This window comes from Cupriavidus sp. DF5525 (assembly GCF_040149425.2).
Lineage (GTDB): Bacteria > Pseudomonadota > Gammaproteobacteria > Burkholderiales > Burkholderiaceae > Cupriavidus > Cupriavidus pickettii_A.
The window spans coordinates 1,163,407-1,182,919 of record NZ_CP168267.1 but is presented as its reverse complement, the minus strand read 5'-3'; the positions used below and the strand labels follow the sequence as shown (position 1 = coordinate 1,182,919).

19 protein-coding genes are annotated in these 19,513 nt (G+C 62.4%); 13 read left to right on the top strand and 6 right to left on the bottom strand.

Annotated features, from left to right (window positions below; translation table 11 throughout):
* The first annotated feature begins 36 nt into the window (after window positions 1-36).
* The 5 genes from ABNX08_RS40035 to ABNX08_RS40015 all read left to right on the top strand — a co-directional run bounded on the left by ABNX08_RS40035 (window position 37) and on the right by ABNX08_RS40015 (window position 4,897).
* Window positions 37-282 carry a hypothetical protein gene (locus ABNX08_RS40035; RefSeq protein ID WP_349607668.1) on the top strand — a complete coding sequence of 82 codons (246 nt, stop codon included), beginning with the start codon at window positions 37-39 and terminating at the stop codon, window positions 280-282.
* 66 nt (window positions 283-348) lie between these two features.
* Entirely contained in the window at window positions 349-1,362 is a 1,014-nt protein-coding gene (locus ABNX08_RS40030) for a tripartite tricarboxylate transporter substrate binding protein (RefSeq protein WP_349607670.1), read from the top strand.
* 67 nt (window positions 1,363-1,429) lie between these two features.
* On the top strand, window positions 1,430-2,446 hold the full coding sequence (locus ABNX08_RS40025; protein ID WP_349607672.1) for an Ldh family oxidoreductase: 1,017 nt from the start codon (window positions 1,430-1,432) through the stop codon (window positions 2,444-2,446).
* A 19-nt stretch (window positions 2,447-2,465) separates the two neighbouring features.
* A complete protein-coding gene (locus ABNX08_RS40020) occupies window positions 2,466-3,452 on the top strand; it encodes a tripartite tricarboxylate transporter substrate binding protein (RefSeq protein ID WP_349607674.1) in 987 nt (328 codons plus the stop codon).
* 53 nt (window positions 3,453-3,505) lie between these two features.
* Window positions 3,506-4,897: an MmgE/PrpD family protein gene (locus tag ABNX08_RS40015; RefSeq protein ID WP_349607676.1), complete on the top strand. Its 1,392-nt coding sequence runs from the start codon at window positions 3,506-3,508 to the stop codon at window positions 4,895-4,897.
* A gap of 109 nt (window positions 4,898-5,006) precedes the next feature.
* Here the strand turns inward: ABNX08_RS40015 and ABNX08_RS40010 are convergent, their stop codons facing one another.
* A complete protein-coding gene (locus ABNX08_RS40010; RefSeq protein ID WP_349607678.1) occupies window positions 5,007-5,309 on the bottom strand; it encodes a YciI family protein in 303 nt (100 codons plus the stop codon).
* Between the two features lie 198 nt (window positions 5,310-5,507).
* Here ABNX08_RS40010 and ABNX08_RS40005 point away from each other — a divergent pair, with 198 nt between their 5' ends.
* From ABNX08_RS40005 to ABNX08_RS39995, 3 genes are all read left to right on the top strand, one after another.
* On the top strand, window positions 5,508-6,293 hold the full coding sequence (locus tag ABNX08_RS40005) for a glucose 1-dehydrogenase (protein WP_349607680.1): 786 nt from the start codon (window positions 5,508-5,510) through the stop codon (window positions 6,291-6,293).
* 114 nt (window positions 6,294-6,407) lie between these two features.
* A complete protein-coding gene (locus ABNX08_RS40000) occupies window positions 6,408-7,418 on the top strand; it encodes a tripartite tricarboxylate transporter substrate binding protein (RefSeq protein ID WP_349607682.1) in 1,011 nt (336 codons plus the stop codon).
* Between the two features lie 148 nt (window positions 7,419-7,566).
* Window positions 7,567-8,682: a CapA family protein gene (locus ABNX08_RS39995; protein ID WP_349607684.1), complete on the top strand. Its 1,116-nt coding sequence runs from the start codon at window positions 7,567-7,569 to the stop codon at window positions 8,680-8,682.
* 257 nt (window positions 8,683-8,939) lie between these two features.
* Here ABNX08_RS39995 and ABNX08_RS39990 read toward each other — a convergent pair whose 3' ends face one another.
* Window positions 8,940-9,701 (bottom strand): hypothetical protein, encoded by a 762-nt coding sequence (locus tag ABNX08_RS39990; RefSeq protein WP_349607686.1) that lies wholly within the window; start codon window positions 9,699-9,701, stop codon window positions 8,940-8,942.
* Between the two features lie 277 nt (window positions 9,702-9,978).
* Between ABNX08_RS39990 and ABNX08_RS39985 the strand changes: the two genes are divergently transcribed.
* From ABNX08_RS39985 to ABNX08_RS39965, 5 genes are all read left to right on the top strand, one after another.
* Window positions 9,979-12,195 (top strand): acetate--CoA ligase family protein, encoded by a 2,217-nt coding sequence (locus ABNX08_RS39985; RefSeq protein ID WP_349607688.1) that lies wholly within the window; start codon window positions 9,979-9,981, stop codon window positions 12,193-12,195.
* The gene (locus ABNX08_RS39980) at window positions 12,192-13,247 is read left to right on the top strand and encodes a CDP-6-deoxy-delta-3,4-glucoseen reductase (RefSeq protein ID WP_349607690.1); all 1,056 of its coding nucleotides are present in this window, start codon (window positions 12,192-12,194) and stop codon (window positions 13,245-13,247) included. Before ABNX08_RS39985 ends, ABNX08_RS39980 begins: the two co-directional genes overlap by 4 nt.
* 25 nt (window positions 13,248-13,272) lie before the next feature.
* Complete coding sequence (locus ABNX08_RS39975; protein ID WP_349607692.1) at window positions 13,273-14,016, top strand: enoyl-CoA hydratase/isomerase family protein; 744 nt, start codon at window positions 13,273-13,275, stop codon at window positions 14,014-14,016.
* A 16-nt stretch (window positions 14,017-14,032) separates the two neighbouring features.
* On the top strand, window positions 14,033-14,818 hold the full coding sequence (locus ABNX08_RS39970; RefSeq protein WP_349607694.1) for an enoyl-CoA hydratase-related protein: 786 nt from the start codon (window positions 14,033-14,035) through the stop codon (window positions 14,816-14,818).
* Between the two features lie 177 nt (window positions 14,819-14,995).
* Entirely contained in the window at window positions 14,996-15,733 is a 738-nt protein-coding gene (locus tag ABNX08_RS39965; protein ID WP_035816008.1) for an IclR family transcriptional regulator, read from the top strand.
* A 74-nt stretch (window positions 15,734-15,807) separates the two neighbouring features.
* Here the strand turns inward: ABNX08_RS39965 and ABNX08_RS39960 are convergent, their stop codons facing one another.
* The 4 genes from ABNX08_RS39960 to ABNX08_RS39945 are packed head-to-tail and all read right to left on the bottom strand — an operon-like array spanning window position 15,808 to window position 19,425.
* On the bottom strand, window positions 15,808-16,584 hold the full coding sequence (locus tag ABNX08_RS39960; protein WP_349607696.1) for an SDR family oxidoreductase: 777 nt from the start codon (window positions 16,582-16,584) through the stop codon (window positions 15,808-15,810).
* A gap of 55 nt (window positions 16,585-16,639) precedes the next feature.
* Window positions 16,640-17,809: a beta-propeller fold lactonase family protein gene (locus ABNX08_RS39955; RefSeq protein ID WP_349607698.1), complete on the bottom strand. Its 1,170-nt coding sequence runs from the start codon at window positions 17,807-17,809 to the stop codon at window positions 16,640-16,642.
* A 24-nt stretch (window positions 17,810-17,833) separates the two neighbouring features.
* Complete coding sequence (locus ABNX08_RS39950; protein WP_349607700.1) at window positions 17,834-18,250, bottom strand: Zn-ribbon domain-containing OB-fold protein; 417 nt, start codon at window positions 18,248-18,250, stop codon at window positions 17,834-17,836.
* Window positions 18,251-18,255: 5 nt separating this feature from the next.
* Window positions 18,256-19,425, bottom strand: a complete 1,170-nt coding sequence (locus ABNX08_RS39945) for a thiolase domain-containing protein (RefSeq protein ID WP_349607701.1) — start codon at window positions 19,423-19,425, stop codon at window positions 18,256-18,258.
* Window positions 19,426-19,513 lie beyond the last annotated feature (88 nt).

The window sequence follows — 19,513 nt, the reverse complement described above, 5'->3', positions numbered from 1 at the left end:
GCACCCGATTTCCCTCTCGATAGCGGAGTACCACGTATGCAGGCTCACACCGACCACGCGGCCCCAACATTTCTGGCGCTGCATTTCCTCGTCAACCACGGCAACGTACTGGCGCTACTGCTTTCCCTGTGCCCACCGTTCGGCGGCTTGTTGTTCTGGGCCACGGGCGGCTCGCCTGCCTTCCTTGTTGCCGGCGCGTTAGGCGGAGCGTTCCTATACCTGATCATGCGCAGCTATGTCGACCTGGTCAGGATCATTGTTGACATGCTGCTGCCAAAGTGAGTGGTGTCGCGCAACGCATGGCGCCAGGTGAACTGACACGCAAGACTTCTGATGGGGTGGCCACGAATGATGGGATTCTTCTCTGCGGCCAGCGCCGGCGGTGCGCTGCTTCGTGTAGTGTTTCGGCGGCTGATGACGGCTGCCTTCGCCTGCGCCCTGGCGATAACGGCGACGGCCGGCGCGGCGCAGTCCTTTCCGGACCGGCCCATCCGCTGGATCGTCCCGTGGCCCCCCGGTGGCGGTGCCGATCTGCTCGCGCGGATACTGCATGCGAAGCTGGGCGAGATCCTTGGCCAGCCCGTAGTGATCGACAACCGTGGGGGAGCCGCGGGCAACATTGGGGCTACCGCGGGAGCCAAAGCGGCGCCGGACGGGTACACGCTGACGTTCGCATACTCGGCGACGCATTCGATCAACCCGCTTGTTTTCCCGAGAATGCCGTTCACCGAAGATGACTTCGCGCCGGTGATCTTTCTGACGCTGGTCCCACAGGTGTTCGTGGTCAACGCGAACCTGCCGGTTCGCAACGTGCAGGAACTCGTGGCACTGTCGAAGAAGCGACAGGTCACCTATGCCTCGTCGGCGCCAGGATCCATTGGCCACCTGGGCGGTGAGCTGCTTGCGTCGATGACCGGCGCCAACATGCTGCACGTGCCCTATCGAGGCGGCGGACCCGCCCTGACAGCGGTGCTCTCCGGGGAAATCGACGCCCTGATCGGTGTACCCGTCGTCCTCGGGCCGCAGCTCAAGGCCGGAAAGTTGCGTGCGATCGGCATCACGACGTCGAAGCGGACCAATGTTCTGCCAGGTGTACCGACGATAGCGGAATCCGGCGTGCCGAACTTCGACGTGAGCTCATGGAATGGCGTGCTGGTCCCCGCCGGGACCCCGCCCGAGGTGATCGCCCGGCTCAATGCAGCGTTTAACAAGACCCTGGCGGATACGAAGGTGCGTGCGCAACTCGCCGAAGCCGGGTACGAGATCGTTGGGGGCGAGCCTGAGAAGCTGTCCCGCTTTATCGCGAGCGAACTGACGAAATGGAGGCCAGTGGTGAAGAAGGTAAACCTCCAAGTGGAATGAAACGAAGTGCGGGGTCAACACTCACGTCCGCTCGCCCCCTCTCAACATCGATACTCGATTCGATACCATGACCGAAAAGCTGCTGGATACCGACAACGACGACACCATTCGCATGAGCGTGAGCGCGGCAAGAGCGCTCGGCGAGGACGCCCTGGTCAAGCTCGGGTACTCGCCGGAAGAGGCTGCAGTAATCGCAACACACCTGGTTGACGCTGCCACGTGGGGCTATGAATTTGCGGGTTTGCCCCGAATTCTCGTCATTGCCGAAAGGCCGGAGCTGAAGAAGCCGCGTGCGCCGGTAGCGGTCGTGCGGGAGACGCCCGTGTCAGCGTTGCTCGATGGCGGAAACAATGTTGGCTACATCTCGCTCAATCGTGCTGTCGAAGTCGTCATCGAGAAGGTACGCCAGTCCGGCATTGCCATAGTCGGCCTGAGGAACAGCTGGTTTGCCGGCCGCAATGCCTATTACCTGGAGAAGATCGCCCGGGAAGGGTTCGCCACGCTTTACTTTGGTAGCAGCAGTCCCACCGTGGTGCCACCTGGTGCCGTCCGCAAGGCGCTCGGCACCAATCCGCTTGCCATTGCGCTACCAGGCAAGGTCGATCCGTTCATCTTTGACATGGGCACAGCCTCGGTCATGTCGGGCGAGCTCCTTATGAAAGCATTTCTCGGCGAGGCGTTTCATCAGGTCGTTGGCATTGACAAGCACGGCGAACCGACGCGCGTAGCGAGCGAGCTGCTGGAGGGCGGTGTGCTGCCCTTCGGCGGACACAAGGGATATGGCCTGTCCCTCGCCATCCAGGCGCTCGGATTGATGGCCGGCGCCCGGATGCGAAGTGGCGACGTGAGCGACTTTGGCTACCTTTTCGTGGCCTTCAATCCGGAACTCCTGATGCCGACTGAACAGTTCACGTCGGAAATGGAGGAACTCCTGGCCATGATCAGGGGACTTCCGCGGCAAGTCGGTGTCGCGGAAATCCGCATTCCGTCGGAGCGCGGCTTTCGCGAGCGGGAACTCCGACGCAAGCAAGGCATCCTCGTGAACAAACGCGTCGTAGAACGCTTGCAGCAGTTGACCAACTGACGTCCGGCAGGAGACAGGTATGAGCAAGCTTATTTCACGCAGAAGGCTGTTGACCTCGACACTGGCATTGGCGGTCGCTTCGACAGCCGGCGGCGTCTGGGCGCAACGCCCCTATCCCAATCGGCCTGTCAGGATCCTCGTCGGATTCGCGCCGGGAGGCTTTACCGATGTCGCGGCACGCCTGGTCGCGCAAAAACTGTCCGCGGCACTGGGCCAGCCCGTGGTGGTGGAAAACCGGCCTGGCGCTAACGGATTGATCGCGAGCGATGCCACCGCGAGTTCGCCACCAGACGGCTATACGTTGATGCTGTCTTCGATCGGGCTCACGACGAATCCACTGTTGACGAAGCGGGTGCACTACGACCCGGTCAAGGGCTTCACCCCGATCTCCCTGCTTGCCATTGTCCCCAATGTTCTGGTCACCTATCCCGGTGTGCCGGCGAAGAACCTTGGCGAACTGCTGGCACTGGCGCGTACACGCCCTTCGCCGTTGACGCAGGCTTCCGCGGGCAATGGGTCCCCGGGACACCTGTCTGGCGCGTTGTTGCAGGTGATGGCCGGCATCCAGTTGGATCACGTTCCCTACAAGGGCTCGGGGCCGGCAATCAACGACCTGGTCGGCGGCCACGTCGATCTCTCGTTTCCGACGATTCCGACCGCCTTGCCGCTGGTCAAGGCTGGCAAGGTCCGGGCGCTGGCGGTCACGGGCGGCAAGCGCTCGCCGTTGATGCCAGATGTACCGACCATTGCGGAGGCGGGTGTGCCGGGCTACGACACTGGCGGGTGGTATGGGCTGGTGGGGCCGGCCGGCATGCCGAAGGACGTTGCCGCACTGCTCAGCAACGAGGTCGCAAAGATCATGAAGTTGCCCGATGTCAGGGAGCGCTTCATCGCCGAAGGCGCCGAACCGGTCGGGTCAAATGGCGCGGACATGAACACATTCCTCGTCAAGGACGTTGAGCGTTGGACTGGAGTCGTGAAGGCGGCGCATATCGAAGCCAGGTAAGGCAAGGCGGGTGCGCGCCGCCATTTCTGTCGATCATTTGGAACCCGATCATAATGACACCCATCACTGAGACGCCACATCAGCCGCAAGGCCACACACGCAGGCTCATCGAATTTCTGCACGGGCTTGGCAGCGAAACCCCGCGCGCCCCCATGGAGAAAGCCCGTTGGTGCCTGCTCGATGCCTTGGGCTGCGCACTGCTCGGAGCACTTCAGCCCTGGAGCGAGATCATGGCCGCGGAGGTGCTGGGGGACGGCACGCACGGTCCTTGCACCATCGTAGGCAGAGTCGGCAAGGTCGCGCCCAGTCATGCGGCGCTGTGCAACGGAACGGCGATCCATGGGTTCGAGCTGGACGACTTGCTGTCCGAGGCCCTGATTCACCCGGGGGCGGTCATCGTGCCAGCCGTGCTCGCCGCAGCTGAAGCCGTGGAGGCCTCCGGTGTGCAGATGCTACGGGCCATCGTGGCGGGGTACGAGGCGACCGCGCGTATCAGCATGGCGTTGGGCATGGACCCCTCGCAGCGTGGCTTTCACAAGACCAGCGTGGTTGGCCCCATCGCCGGGGCGATTGCAGCGGGCGTGGCGATGCGCCTGCCGCTGGACCAGCTGCTCAACGCGGTGGGGTTGGCGTGTTCCTGCGCATCCGGTGTCAAGAACTTCGCGGTCGGCTCCGCAGGCATGGTCAAGCGCATGCACGCTGGCCGCGCCGCCGAAGCAGCGGTTCGCATGGCGATGCTGGCGCGACGCGGCTTTACCGCGCCGCCTGCGGCCATCGATGGTAAGTTCGGATTGCTTGAGGCCTTCAGCGGCAACACGGCGCAACCGGCGCTGCTGGATGCAGGCCTGGGTGCCAGGTGGGCCATCGATGACGTCTGGGTAAAGGTGTATCCAATCTGTGGCTGGATCCAGGGGGTAGTGCAATTGCTGCTCGCGATGCGGGAGCAGGGCGGTGTCGAAGCGCACAAGGTCACCAGGATCGTCGTCGCGACCAGTGCCTTTGCCGTGCGGTACAACGGCAATACGGAGGTGGCCGACACCATGGATGCGCAGTACAGCATCCCCTACTGTGCAGCGGTCGCGCTTACCGGGGATCCGGGAGATCCGCAGGCATTCAGCATGGATGCGATTCGCGACCCGGTCCGCGCCGAGCTGGCGAAGCGGGTCGAGCTGTTGGTGGATCCTGTTGCCGATGAAGTCTATCCAAAGCAGTTTGCGTGCCGCGTGGAAGTCCACTTGAAGGATGGCGAAGTGCGGCATGCCGAGACGCGCGACGCGCACGGAACGCCCGGAAATCCGTGCGATATCGGAGAGCAGATCGCCAAGTTCAATCGGTTGGCAAGCCTGTCTGGCCTTCCAATTCCTGCTCAGGAAGTGGTCGCCGTGGTGCAGAGACTGGAATCGCTGAAATCAACGACGACGTTGACGCGACTGCTTCACCCGTAGCGAAGGGCTGTATGGGGGACGACGGCAGACGGTCGACTGGCCTCTGCCGCCAGCCCGCCATGATGACGCGCGACCCGCCTCGGCGCGGGTCGGCATTAACGTTGGCCGCTTAGACGGCGTCAGCCACCTGCGGATGGAATCGCCCCTTCTTCAGCCGGCGGATATTTACCGATTCAAACACGCCCGCAGCGTGAAACGTTTCGCCTTCGATGAAGCGCTGCGCCTCCGCGCGGCTCGGTACGTCGATAATGAAAAAGCTTCCGACGAACACCGAGCCATCGTCGCTTTGTTGCGGGCCGGAGAAAAAGATCTTGTCGTTCCAGCCATCGAGATAAGCGCGATGTGTGGTCAGGTATTGTTCGCGCAGGGCAGAGGAATTCGGCTTGTCAGTGCAGTTGATCATCCACAGCATTCTTTATCTCCTAGTGGTGGTATTCCAGCATCGAGTTCCGGCCTTGCCAGCCGGCCCGTGATCAGCATCATAGGGCGATGCATGTACCGCCTTTGCAGCGTGACATTGAATGACTTGCAATGCAGCGTTGACGATGCACGACCCATTACCGCAACTTCGACACCTACAATTTCTTCAGTTCGATCAAGGAGAATGAAGATGCGACTGAAAGAAAAGGTGGCGATCGTCACGGGTGGGGCCTCCGGCCTCGGCAAGGCCATCGCCTTGCGCTTTGCTGGCGAAGGGGCCATCGTCATCATCGTTGATGTGAATGAAGCGGCGATGGCGGCGACCGCGGAAGAGATTCAAGGCCTGGGCGGCAAGGCACGTGCGTACAGGGTCGACGTGACACAGCAGCAGAAACTGCGCAATTTCATGGAAGACGTGGTCGCCGCCGAAGGGCGAGTCGACATCCTCGTCAACAACGCGGGCGTCACCCGCTACCGGCCGTTCGGCAGTATGGGCGATGCGGACTGGAACGCGGTGCTCGACCTCGACCTCAAAGGTGTGTTTTTCTGCGCGCAGGCAGCAGCGCCGTACATGGAACGGCAGCAGTACGGCAAGATCGTCAATATCTCTTCGAGCCTGGGTACCGGGACCACGCCGCATATCGGCGAACTGACCGCGGGTGCCAGCGCGCCTTATGCCTCTGCCAAGGCTGCAGTGATTCAACTGACCAAGACACTGGCGCGAGAACTTGGCCCAAGCGGTGTCAATGTCAACTGTGTGGCGCCGGGCTTCTTCCTGACACCGCTCACGGGCGCAACGCGGAACCCGGATGAGGTGGCAGAGCATATCCGTGTTCGCACGAGCATGGCTGTCCTTAACCGGCCGGGGCGGCTGGAAGAGCTTGCCGCAGCGGTACTGTTTTTCGCCAGCGACGATTCCAGCTTTGTTACCGGCCACACGCTCCATGTGGACGGTGGGCGAACCGACCGGATGTAAGCGGACCCGAGCAAGATTTGACCACCGTGCCGAAGTGATTCGGCACGGGGCCTGTCAGGACAGACGCCGCAGACAGCGGCGCGCGCAATCCCATCCCACCCTGGAGACAGAATCATGGAGACAATGGTTCCATTGCAGTCGAAGCGTATTCGCCGTTTGCTCATTTCACTGCCTTTGCTCGCTGCCGGTGCGGCATTGATGCAGCCGGGTCAGGCCCATGCAGCCTATCCCGACAAACCGATCAAGCTGCTGATCGGCTTTCCGCCGGGCGGCTCGACCGACCTGATCGGGCGGCTGGTCGGGGAAAGGCTGTACAAGGCATTGGGCCAGCCTGTCGTCATCGAGAACCTCGGCGGCGCCAATGGCATGGTCGCGGCCAATACCGTTGCGGCCGCCGCTCCCGATGGCTACACGCTGTTGTTGACTTCAATGGGAATGACGACCAATCCATACCTGTACACGAAATCGCGTGATCCGCTCAAGGATTTCACCTCGATATCGCTCTTGGCCAATGTTCCCAACGTAATTGTGGTCAACCCGAAACTGCCGGCGCGCAATCTGGATGAGTTGCTGCGTCTTGCCCGTTCGAGCAAGACGCCGCTGACGTCGGCTACGACCGGCCAGGCGGCGCCGGGTCATCTGGCGACGGAGTTGTTGCAGCGGGCGGCCAACGTCAAGTTTTCGTTCGTGCCTTACAAGGGTTCGGCCCCGGCATTGAACGATGTCATGGCCGGCTACGTCGACATGTCGCTGCCCACCGTCGTTGCCGCATTGCCGTCGATCCGGTCCGGCAAGGTGCGCGCCATTGCAGTTACCGGAGCCAGCCGGTCCAGCCTGCTGCCGGATGTCCCGACTCTGGCAGAAGGGGGCCTGAAGGACCTTAGCGGCAGCTCCGGGTGGTACGGCCTGGTCGGCCCGGCAAAGATGCCGCGCGAGGTTGTCGAACGGCTCAGCCAGGCTGTCGTCAAAATCATGAATAGCAGCGACGTACGCGAACGCTTCCAAGCCAATGGAGCCGATCCCGTAGGATCCAATAGTGATGAGATGGCCGCCTTCGTGGCGCAGGACTACCGGCGATGGGGCGAACTGATCCGGGCCGCCAACATCAAGGCCGAGGGCCAATAGCACGGAAAGGGTAAGTGGCGCAGGTTCACTGCCAAGGCCGGGCGATGGTGCTCGGCTTGGCACGCAACCCGGCCGGTGCTAACATCAGTTCTTGTTGGTGGCATTGATTCCGAGTAGTGGAACTAAATGGCGTTGTGAGGAGAGAGTTATGTCTGGCAGTGTGACGGTGTTGATCGGTGGCGATTGTGGTCCTGCGCATGGGCCGCGGGATGGATTCCCGATAGAGAGCTACACGGAGTTGGTGCGTCCCGCGCTCGCGCAGGCGGACATGCGGTTTGTGAACTGCATGCGGACCTATTCGGACCGGGGCATCCGGGCGGAGCACGCCCCACAGGTCGCGCAGCCGGTCGAGATGGCGGAGATCTACACCAACGGCATGTTCGACGCCGTCACCATGGCGAACAACCATACCTATGACGCCGGGCCGGATGCCATGCTGGATACTCGCGAATTGCTGAATTCGCGCGGTATCCAGGTGACGGGTGCGGGTCGGGATCTCGAGGAAGCCCGCCATGCCGCGATCGTGGAAAAGAACGGCGTGAAGGTGGCCTACCTTGGCTATACGTCAGTCGCCGCGGCCGGCAGCGAAGCCAGGCCCGACAAGCCGGGCGTCACGTCGATCCGGATCAGGACATCCTACGAAACTCGCGGCCCGCACCAACCGGTCGGCATCCGGACGGAGCCCGATCCTGAGGATCTGGCCATGCTGCTGGAGGACATCCGTGCGTTGCGTGAGGAAGTGGATATTGTCATTCTCGCTTTTCACTCCGGCGTCATTCGGCTGCCGCGGGTTATCGCTGACTACCAGGTAGCCGTTTCGCACGCCGCCATCGATGCGGGCGCCGACCTCGTCGTTGCGCATGCGCCGCACATTCCGAAAGCGGTGGAAGTCTACAAGGGCAAGACAATCTTCTACAGCCTGGGCGTGTTTGCCATGACGAAGGGCTTCCCGGCGCCGTCCTGGGCGGAGCCGGCATGGGCACACGGCGCGGTCCGGAACCACACGGATCTCGATCCCGATTTCCCGCTCATGCCATATGGCAAGGCCTGTACCCTGAGCCTGCTTGCGAAAGCGGTGGTGTCGAAGGAGGGGGTGGTGCGCGTCGGATTCCTGCCCATGGCCATGGACCAGCGGTACCGGCCGGAAGTCCTGCGGCGCGGGCACCCGAAGTTCGACGAGGTTCTCGACTACATGGAATGGGCATCCGAGGATATGCCGCATACCTTCCATGTGGAAGGGGACGAGGTGATCGTCACCGCCTGAGGCGGGCGCGATACAAAGTCCGGGTCATTCGTGCTCCGGCGCCCTGCATTGCGCAGCGCGCCGGGGCGAACGGCCCTGTTGCAAGGTAAGACCGTTCCGTCAAGCCACAGTCATTCCCGCGGGTGCGGGGACGACCGTGGCTTTTTCGCTTTCTTCAACGGACAAAAAAATTCCCGCGAACGCGGGAAAAGCCTTCGGATCCGTTGTGCATCCCCGAAGGTGAGACATTCGGTAGAGGGGGCATTCCCCCCCGGCAATCACCAAGCCGCCCGCTCTTCCCGCGGATATTGCAGCACCATCGCCTCCAGGCCTTTGGCGCCGGCACGGATCTCGAACTTCTCTTCAGTCGGCTCCACAACCACCATGGACCACTGCGGCAGTTCTTCGTCGCCATGAACGAGGCTGCCGTTGCCGACAAAGATGTAGTAGCCGCCCGCTGCACGGGGGTCAGGGCCCTGTACCGTCATACCCTCACCGAGCCGCACCACCTGCGCAGCCATGCCATCCGATTCGTCCGCGAACAACGTCTCCCATGCCACTTCCTTGCGCGATTTGAGAACCGGCTCGGTGGAAAAGCGCACCGGTTCCGAAGTCAGGTGCCGGCGTTTGCTTTGCTCCAGCTTCTCGCGGTATCCCGGCTTGTCGAGATAGATCGGCTCGGAATTCCCGGTGTACATGCGCATCGCCACGAATGACAGGCCCTGGGGGCCGGAAACGATCGGGCCATACGCAGTGTGGTGATCCTTGAACTGAACGGTCAGGGGTTGGAGCACCTGGCCGCGGTTACCAATGGTGCCCGACCCGGCGACGAAAAGTTGAAACATCGTCACACCGTGAAAATGCGGGACGATCGTTTCGTTGGCGTCCAACTCCGACATCGTGGCCTGAGGACCCGGCTGCCGCTCGTTTGAAGAGCGCGGGCCGAAGTAAACGGTTCCCCAATGCTTATTGCCGGTCCCCGGGGAGACCACAACATTCCGTTTTGCCAAGGCGTCGGCGCCACTTCGCGTGTAAATCATAGTCATTTCTCCTTTGCGTCTGCCGCAGGTCGCGAAAGATTCCCTCGCTGGTTTGCGGGTTGCTCAGAGCAGCCGGGCAACCCATGGACTCATCCTAGCAGAAGTTTTGATGAATAGCATCAGTTTCAGTCAACGGAACCATAAACATGTGAGCTGGTTGGTTCTGAACAGTGGAACCGATTCCAAAAACGTTGACTGTCCAGACGGGTCGGACTAAAGTCAGGGCTATCGGAGCCGGCACAGCGCCTGGCCCGCTGGGGGCTGCTCGTCGCAGACGTTGTCGCGCATCAGTGCGCAGTTTTGTCCCGATGTTCTCGGGAAGGGATCAACTCTTGGTATGAACAAATTCAGTCATCTATTCGAGCCTCGCTCAATCGCCGTGGTGGGTGTCTCTGACGACGTCGCGCGCCCGGGTTCGCAGGTTGTGCGGGCACTCCTCAAGAACGGCTACAGCGGCAAGATCTTCCCGGTGAATCCGAAGTACGAGCAGTTCGACGGCATGAAGTGCTACGGGTCCGTTGCCGATATTGAGGAAGACGTGGATCTGGTCGTCATCGGTGTCCCGGCCAAGGGCGTGCTGCCGGTGGTGGAAATGGCAGCGCAGAAGCGCGTGCCGTTTGCGCTGATCCTCAGCGGTGGCTTCCGCGAAAGCGGCCCTGAAGGGGTGGAGCGCGAACGACGGATGCTGGAGATCGCGCGTGGATCCGGCATGCGCATCGTGGGGCCGAACTGCCTGGGCTTTGCAAACATTCACGCCAATGTCTATGCCGCCTTTGGCAGCATCACCCGCGAGCCGAAGCTCAAGCCGGGTTCCGTCTCGCTGGTGACCCAAAGCGGCGGCTTTGGCTACAGCATCGCGCTGGCATGCGAGGCGGCCGGCATCGGCTTCCGGCATGTGATCGCTACCGGCAATGAAAGCGATATCGATGCCGTCCAGCTTATCGATGCCCTGATCGATGACGACGAAACGAAGGTCATCCTTGCCTATATCGAAGGGACCCGGGACGGTCGGGCGCTGCTCGACGTTGGCCAACGTGCCATGGCCCGTGGCAAGCCGCTGCTGCTGTGGAAGGCAGGGGTGACCGAGCAGGGCGCGCGCGCCGCGGCGTCGCATACCGCAAGCATGACCAGCAGCTATGACTACTATTCGGCGGCCTTCAAGCAAAGCGGTATCGTGGAGATCCGGGAAATCGACCAGGCGGTTGACTACCTGAAGGCACTGGAAGGCGGGAAGTATCCGGCGGGCGGCGGGGTGGCGGTGATGGGCGTTTCCGGCGGCTCCGCGATCGTCTTTGCCGACGCCGGTGAACCGGCGGGCCTGTCTCTGTGCGAACTGACCGAAAAGACCCAGGCTAGCCTGCAAACGGTCATTCCGAATATCGGGGCAGTCCACAATCCCATCGATCTGACCGCAGGCTACTTCTCCGCGGGCAATCGCGCCAATCTGGAAACGGCGGTACGGGCCACGCTGGAGGATCCCAATGTGCACGCGGTATGCGTGAATATCGCGACAACCGGCAAGGCCGGGAGCGTGGTGGCTGCCGAGGTGCTGGGCGAAATCGCCGGGTCGAGCGAAAAGCCGATCGTGGTCTTCTCCTCGGCACCAGCCAGCCAGATCGGCGAAGCGCTGTCGGTGTTCGCGCGGTCGAACATTCCTGTGCTGCCTTCGCCTTCGCGCGCGGCCGGTGCGCTGGCAATGCTGGCCAACTACCGGCAGGCCCGCGCGCGTATCGAACGCGCCAAAGCCTCGTCCGCTTCGCGAAATGCGGCGGCACCGAGCGAAGTGTTCCCGCGTAACGCGGAGGGTGCGTCGCTATCCGAGGCCGATGCGAAAGCCATTCTTGCGGCAGCCGGCATTCCTGTGTCCAACGATGTGATCGTCAGTGATGTCGAGGACGCTGTCGTCTTCGACAGGATGACCGCACCGCTGGTGGTCAAGATCGTCTCGCCTGACATCGCGCACAAGACGGAAGTGGGCGGTGTCAAGGTGGGTATCCGCACGCGCGCCGAACTGGAGGCAGCGATCGCCGAGGTGCTGGACAATGCGAGCCAGAAGGCGCCGGCCGCCCGCATCTCCGGCGTGCTGGTGACGGAAATGATCCAGGGTGGCTTCGAACTGATTGCGGGCGTGGTCAACGACGAGGTCTTCGGTCCGGTAGTGGCGGTCGGTGCGGGCGGCATCTATGCCGAACTCCTTGGCGACACGAGCTGCAGGCTGGCACCGTTTGACGAGGTGACCGCGCGGGAGATGCTCGATGAACTGAAATGCCGTCGCATCCTGGACGGTGTCCGGGGCAAGCCGGCGCTGGATGTCGATGCGGCGGCGCGCGCGCTGGCTGCGCTGTCACAATTTGCCTGGGAATCCCGCCATCAGGTGGGCGAGGTCGACATCAACCCGCTGTTTGTCCTGCCCAATGGCGTGGTGGCCGCCGACGCTGTCATCATTCCCCGTGGTCACACCACATCACAGCCGGTCTCCGGAGAACCGTCATGAACGAGACCGTGATGGAACCAGTGACGCACCCGGTCACGTTCGAGCCTGTCGGCCACACGCTCGCCGTGCGCGAGGGCGATACGATCCTTTCCGCCGCGCTGAGCCACAATTTTCCGCTGCCGCATGGCTGCCGCACCGGCACGTGCGGCACCTGCAAAGCCAAGGTACTGGAGGGCGATGTGGATCACGGCGACGCCGACAGCTGCGTATTGTCGGAGGCGGAGCGGGAGCAAGGCTATGCGCTGCTTTGTCAGGCCAGGCCGCGCTCCGCGCTGGCGATCGCAAGCAGCGTGGTCCGTGAAAACATGGACATCCCCATCGTGCGCCTGCCTTGCCGCGTACATCAGCTGGAACGGCTGGCGCACGACGTCATGCGCATCCGCCTGCGCTTGCCTGCCGCGCAACGGCTGAAGTTCCTGCCTGGCCAGTACATCAATATTGTGATGCCGGGTGGCATTCGCCGCAGCCTGTCGATGGCCAATTCGCCGGAGGACCAGGAGTTGGTCGAGCTGCATCTGCGCAACTACGGCGGCCCGTTCAGCACCCACGTCTTCAATGTCATGAAGGAGAACGACCTGCTACGGATCGAAGGCCCGGTAGGCGCGTTTTTTGTGCGAGCGCAGAGCGGGAAGCCGATTATCTTCGTGGCCAGCGGCACGGGATTCGCGCCGATCAAGGCCATGATCGAGCATGAGGCCAGCAAGGGAAGCGGCCGTCCGATGACCCTGTACTGGGGCGGCCGGCGTCCTTCCGATCTCTATCTGGATGCGTTGGCAACGACGTGGCAGGAGAAATATGGCGTCCGATACGTGCCGGTGGTGTCCGAGGCTCGCGATGAGGATGCCTGGGAGGGTCGCACCGGCTTCGTCCACCAGGCCGTGATGGAAGACTACCCGGACCTGTCCGGCCATCAGGTCTACGCGTGTGGCGCGCCAATCGTCGTGCAGTCCGCCCGCAATGATTTTACCAACGTTTGCCGCCTGCCAGAGAGCGAGTTTTTTGCCGACATCTTTGTGTCTGGCGGAAGCAAAGCGGTGCGGGCGGCTGCTTAGTACAAATAGACAGGAGACAGCTTTCATGGATAGCAGGCAAGACAGTCTGGCAGTCGAACGCGCGGACGATCTTCTATGGATCATGATTAATCGCGCGGAGAAGGCGAACGCGATGACAGTCGCCATCATGGAGGGCATCACCGCTGCGATCAGGGCGGGCGCGAGCGATCCCACCGTCAAGGCCGTGTTGCTAACGGCCGCGGGGGGGCGCGTGTTCAGTGGCGGCGCGGACGTACGCGAGCAGCCGGAAGACGGTGACATGGCGGGTCAGCGCGAGCGCCGGTCCCATGCACTGGCAGCGTTGCAGGACGCCGTGATGGACAACCCGGTCCCGGTCATTGCCGTACTGAACGGCATCGCCAGCGGCGGCGGGGCCATGCTGGCATTGCTGTCGGACGCCTGTGTCGCGGCGGACACGGCCTCGCTGTCTTTGCCGGAAATCGACCTGGGCATTCCCACATTCTCCGGGGCCAACATTCTTGAGGTCATCGGCGGACGCGCGCTCGCGCTGGACCTGATCCAGACAGGCAGGCGCATGCCGGCACGCGAGGCGTTGACGCGGGGATTGGTCGCGGTCGTGGTTCCCGCCGACGAACTTAAACATGCGGCGACGGTGCTTGCGGGAACGTTGGGCGCCAAGGAGCGGCGCGTGTTTGCGGACAACAAGCAATGGATCAACCGGCAGCTGAAGGCGGCGCTGCTGGAAGCGCGTGCCCAGCATGCCCGGCACCGCAAGGCCGTCGCGACGGCCGAATCCGTGGCTCGTTAACAATCAGGAGGAGAAAGTGGCAGATCTGGAAATTGAAACGATTGGCCGCGTGATGGTTGCGCGCCTGAATCGACCAGAAAAGAAGAACGCGCTGAGCGAGGAAATGCTCGAGCTTCTGCGCACGGCACTGAAAACGGCGAACAACGACCCGGCCATCGGCAGCTTTGTCATCACTGGCAGCGGCGATGCCTTCTGCTCGGGCGGCGATCTCGGGCGACGTGGCTCGGAAGCCGACCCGACACCGCTGGAACGCAAGCAGCGGCTCCAGAACGTCACACATCAGGTCGCGCTGGCGGTGGAAGAGTTCGAGAAACCGCTGATTGCCGCAGTGAACGGTGCGGCTGTTGGGGCAGGCATGGACCTTTCGCTGATGTGCGATCTGCGTTTTGCGGCGAGCACCGCGAGGTTTGCGGAGGCGTACATCCGTGTCGGCCTTTTGCCAGGCAACGGGGGTTGCTATTTCCTGCCGCGCCTGGTGGGCCCAGCCAAGGCCTTGGAGCTGCTTTGGACTGGCGACTTCGTGCCGGCGGACGAAGCGCTGCGGATCGGGCTGGTCAATCGGGTTTGCAGCGCGGATGACCTGATGCAAGAGACGATCGCTTTCGCCGCTCGCCTGGCGGACGGCCCGCCGATCCAGACGCGTGATATCAAGAAGCTGATGTATCAATCGCTTCGCACCGATTTGCGCACGAGCCTTGAAACGGTTGCCTCGCATATGGCTGTGGTGCAGTCGACCCGTGACTACAAGGAGGCAATCCTGGCTTACAAGGAGAAGCGCAAGCCGGTATTCGAAGGCCGCTAAACCACGCTCACAGGACACTAGAAGTGACGAATGCGGTACCTATTCGGGCTGATGTAGCGTCGCGCCCAGTGGTGGTCCATGGCGGTGGGGATGTCGCGGGCGTCGTGGGACGAGGCGCCAACCCCACTGCCGTGATGTACCATACAGGGTTTGAAAACATGGATGGAATACCTCCAAATGATGCGCTCGGTGCAACGTATTCTTGCTGTATTCGAAAGCTTCACCGCCGAACGGAGCAGCCTGACGCTACAGGAGATTGCTGACCGCATCGAGCTGCCGAAGTCTACGACGTTCCGCATTGTCCAGAGCCTGGACCAGGCCGGCTATCTGGTTCGCTTGGAAGACCAACAATACTGCCTCTCGTTCCGCTTCACGCGGCTGGCCGGCCTGGTCAAGAGTACGCTCGGCATCCGCGAGATCGCCCGCCCGATCCTGGTCGAGTTAGCGGAGAAGACCAAGGAGACAATCTCGCTGCATACGGTCAGTGGCCAGAATCGCATCTGCATCGACGCGGTGTCGACGGACGCATCGCCGCTGCGCGCGGTGGTCCAGGCGGGCGAGCAGATTCCGCTGCTCATGGGCTCCGGTTCCAAGGTGCTGATGGCGTATATGCCCAAGGATGAGGCGGCGCCTCTCGTCACCGCGGTCGCCAAGGCGACCAAGCGAACCAAGGCCGATGTGCTCGCGGAGTTCGAGAAAGTGCGCGAGCAGGGCTATTCGGTCTCGCATGGGGAACGCCTGCTGGGCATCTCGGCGATCTCGGCTCCCATCAAGGACGTGCACGAGGAAGTGCACTATTGCATTTCACTTGGTGCGCCGACGGTGCGCTTGCAGACGCGGGAAAAGGAACTCGTCAAGCAAGTGGTCAGCGCCGCCGCCAATATTTCGCTGCAGTTCGGCGGCAAGCTGGACTAGACGGTCAAATGGGGTAGGCATGCTGCACGCGGCCTACCACCACTCTTCACTCCCGCTCGCCGGACGCTTGCGCGTCAGAGCAGCGACCCCACCATCCCGCCTTCCACTGGAATCGTCGCGCCAGTGACGAATCCCGCCTGCATCGAAGCCAGGAACGTCACCACGCCGGTTGTCTCCTGCTGGGTACCGAGCCGGCCCAGCGGCGTCAGTTTCTTGCGGGCGGCCGTCTGTTCCGCCGAATAGGCGGCACCGCCGCTGCGGTGTGACGTGTCGATCAACGCGGGCGCAACACAGTTCACCGTAATGCCACTGGCGCCGACCTCATTCGCCAGGTGCTTCATATAAGCCGTCACGCCGGCGCGAAACACCGTTGACAGGCTGTGATGCGGCATCGGCTGCTTGACCGAAGCCGACGTGATGGCGATGACCCGGCCCCAGTTGCGGTCGAGCATCAGCGGAATGACGTGGGTAACCACCTGGATGGTGCCCCACAACTGGTTCTGGTACGCCTCCTTCCAGCGCTCCTCGTCGGTTTCTTCGAGTGTGGCGCGGATCGGGTTGGGGGGGCGTGACGTATTCAGGACGACAATGTCGGGTCCACCGCCGTGCTGCCGGAGCGCGGAGGCCAGACGTTCCACGTCGGCGCGAACCAGCATATTGCCAGGGACCGCAACGGCCTTCACGCCGTGCTGCTGTTCGATCTCATCCGCAACGGCTTGCAGCTTGTCAGCGGAGCGGGCGAACAGCACCACGTTGACGCCCTCTGCAGCCAAGGCGTGCGCAATGTTCCTGCCCATGCCGCCGCTGGAGGCGGTGATCAGCGCAGTCTTTCCTTTGATTCCGAGATCCATGTTTCTTACTCACTAAGGTGGGGCGGATAAACGTTCGTCGACAATTTGCCGGCTACTAGTCAAGACCTGCCATTCCCATCCAATACTGGAGCTGGCTGCCTGAAGTTTGTACATCGTACTTCCGGCAGAACTCGAGTCGGCCATCGGCCGCGATGCGAAAGACCGAAAGTGCCGCCGGCACGTGCCGGATATGGTCGCCATCGCGCTCGTCCAGGGCCTTGATGCTCGCCGTAACCAGCAGGCGCCCACCCGGATCGCAGGCAAAGGTGCGGATGTGGAAGGCTTGCGTGTTGGCGTGCTGGAGAAGCGTCGGTTCCCCCGTTTCCGGGTCGATCCCGTAAACCGCGATATTGTTTTCGCCGCCTGCGAATACCTTGTGCTCGCCGTCGGCGACAGTGTGGTCGGCCCGATTGGCAACGTAGACACAATGACCGGCCGGATGGACATGAATCGGCCCGCCGATTTGCCGCGGGCGCACCAGTTCCGGCTGACGCAGCGTTGAACAGGTGAAGGCAGGCGCCGCTTCGATGCCGCGTTCGCTATAGCGGAACATATAGAGCCGGTTGGTGCGTTCGTCCGATGCGTAGAGCCAGGGTTTTGACGGATGGAACGCGATGTGGCGCGGGCCGAATCCATATCCCCCCTGCGGGGCTACCACGCCGCCCGCCGAGAGGTGGCCTTCTTCGAAGCCGAAGGTCCGCAACGCCCCCGGCTCTTCCGGCTTGTCGCCCTGTGCCTTGTTGCCGCGGTCGACGATCACCGCGGTGCGGCCCGACGGCGTGACCATGACCTGATGCGGATAAATGCCGCAGTCCAGGGCGGTGGCCTGCACGACGCGATCGCCGATTTCGCCATTGGCCTCTACGCGATGCACTGTGACCCCGCTCGACGGATAGTTGTGGCCATTCAGGATATAGCTCCCTGAGGGATCCACGCACATATGTACGGCGCGACGCGGCAATGGCTTGCTTTCCCCATGGGGAAGCAATGCGCCATCCGCGCCGATGGCAAATGCGCTGACGTGGTTGTAGTCCGATTCGACCCGCGGGCCACCGTTGCTGGTGGAAACATACAAGTACGGTTTGGCAGGATGCCGCCAGGCATATTGCACCTTGGCGGGAACCCGGACGGTTCCCTTCCTGACAAGCGTAGCGGAATCGACATCCACCGCGTAATGGGTGAGCATGTCGTCAACGGCGCTATATAAAGCGATGGATCTTGCCATCGGATTCTCCGGCGAGTATTCGGGTCAGGGCGTAGTGTCGGCCACCAGCGTGAACATCGGGACCGATGTGCCGCCTTCCGACGTCTTGAAGACCACCCTGACGCGCTGGCCGATCCGGACCGTGTCCAAATCTGTGTCCACGATATTCGTCAGGATGGTGGGGCCCTCATCCAACGTCACGTATGCGATGCAGTATGGCGTGCCGGCGCCGCGGCGCGTAACACTGTAGGTGTAGATCACCCCGGTCCCTTGGCTGTCGGCCCATTGCACATCGCTGCTCCAGCAAAAAGGACACAAGGCACGCGGGTAGTGATGCGATTGCTCGCAGTTGCGGCAAACCTTGAGCAGCAGCTTTCCCTGGGCAGCGGCGGCGAAATAGGGCTCGTCACCCGGATTCAGGGCGGGGTCGCTGATTTTGCGAGCTTCGGAAAACGTCGGCATGTCATTTACTCCCTTTCCATGATGAGCGTGGCAGCGCCGTGGCGGTGGCCAATGGCTCCGCCGATGCCGGTGGCCAGGGCAAGTGTGCAATCTGGCACTTGCACGCTCGGGCGGGCTTCGCCGCGCAGCTGGCGCACCGCTTCGATGATCTTTGTGATGCCGCCGCGATTTGCCGGATGGTTATTGCACAGGCCGCCACCGTCGGTATTGAACGGAAGCTTGCCCACGCCGGAGATCAGGTTGCCGTCAGCAACGAATCGGCCGCCTTCGCCCTTCTTGCAGAAGCCGAGGTCTTCCAGCTGCAGGATCACGGTGATGGTGAAGCTGTCGTAGATTGACGCATACTGAATGTCGGCAGGGGTGACGCCTGCTTCCTCGAATGCCCGCGGGCCTGTCCATGCCGCGCCGGTATAGCTCAGGTCGACTTTGCCGGCCATCTGATGCTTGGTCGATTCGCCTGCGCCCAGCAGTTTGATGCGAGGGCGCGCCAAGGCTCTGGCGATCTCAGGGCGCGCCACGATCACTGCGCCACCGCCGTCGCTGACGACGCAGGAATCCAGCCGATGCAGCGGATCCGCGATCATCGGCGATGCCAGCACGTCGTCCACCGTGACGACGTTGCGCAGCATCGCGTTTTCGTTGTATTGCGCATGGTGCGAAGCGGCAACCTTTACCCAGGCCAGCTGCTCGCTGGTCGTGCCGAACTCGTACATATGCCGCATGGCACACATGGCGTACAGGTTCAGCGTGACCGGGCTGTAGGGCATTTCATACGGCGCCTCAGGCATATTGACGCCGCGGACGCGGACCTGGGTGCCGGAGATGCCCTCCGAATTCGGCCGCCCGGCAAGAGTGATGAGCGCCACGTTGCACTTTCCCGCCGCAATCGCCTCGGCCGCGTGGGCCACGTGCGCCAGGTACGAGCATCCGCCCATATCCGTGGAATCGACATGCCGGAGCCGGTTCAGGTTGAGGTAGTTCGCCATCGACCAGACATTGGCACCCGGTGCGTCGCCGGCGCAGAAGAAGCCGTCGATGTCGTCCCGCGACAGACCCGCGTCTTCGATCGCACCTTTGGCGACTTCCGCATGGAGCTGCGCCACGGAGTGCTCCGGCGCTTTGCGCAGGGGGTGTTCATACGCCCCGATGATGTAGGCCTTGCCTTTGATTGTCATGCCGAGTCTCCTTGCAGTCCGTCACTGGACAACTGCCGTTCGGTTTCATACACTGGAATCGATGCTAATGATCAGAACCCATGATACC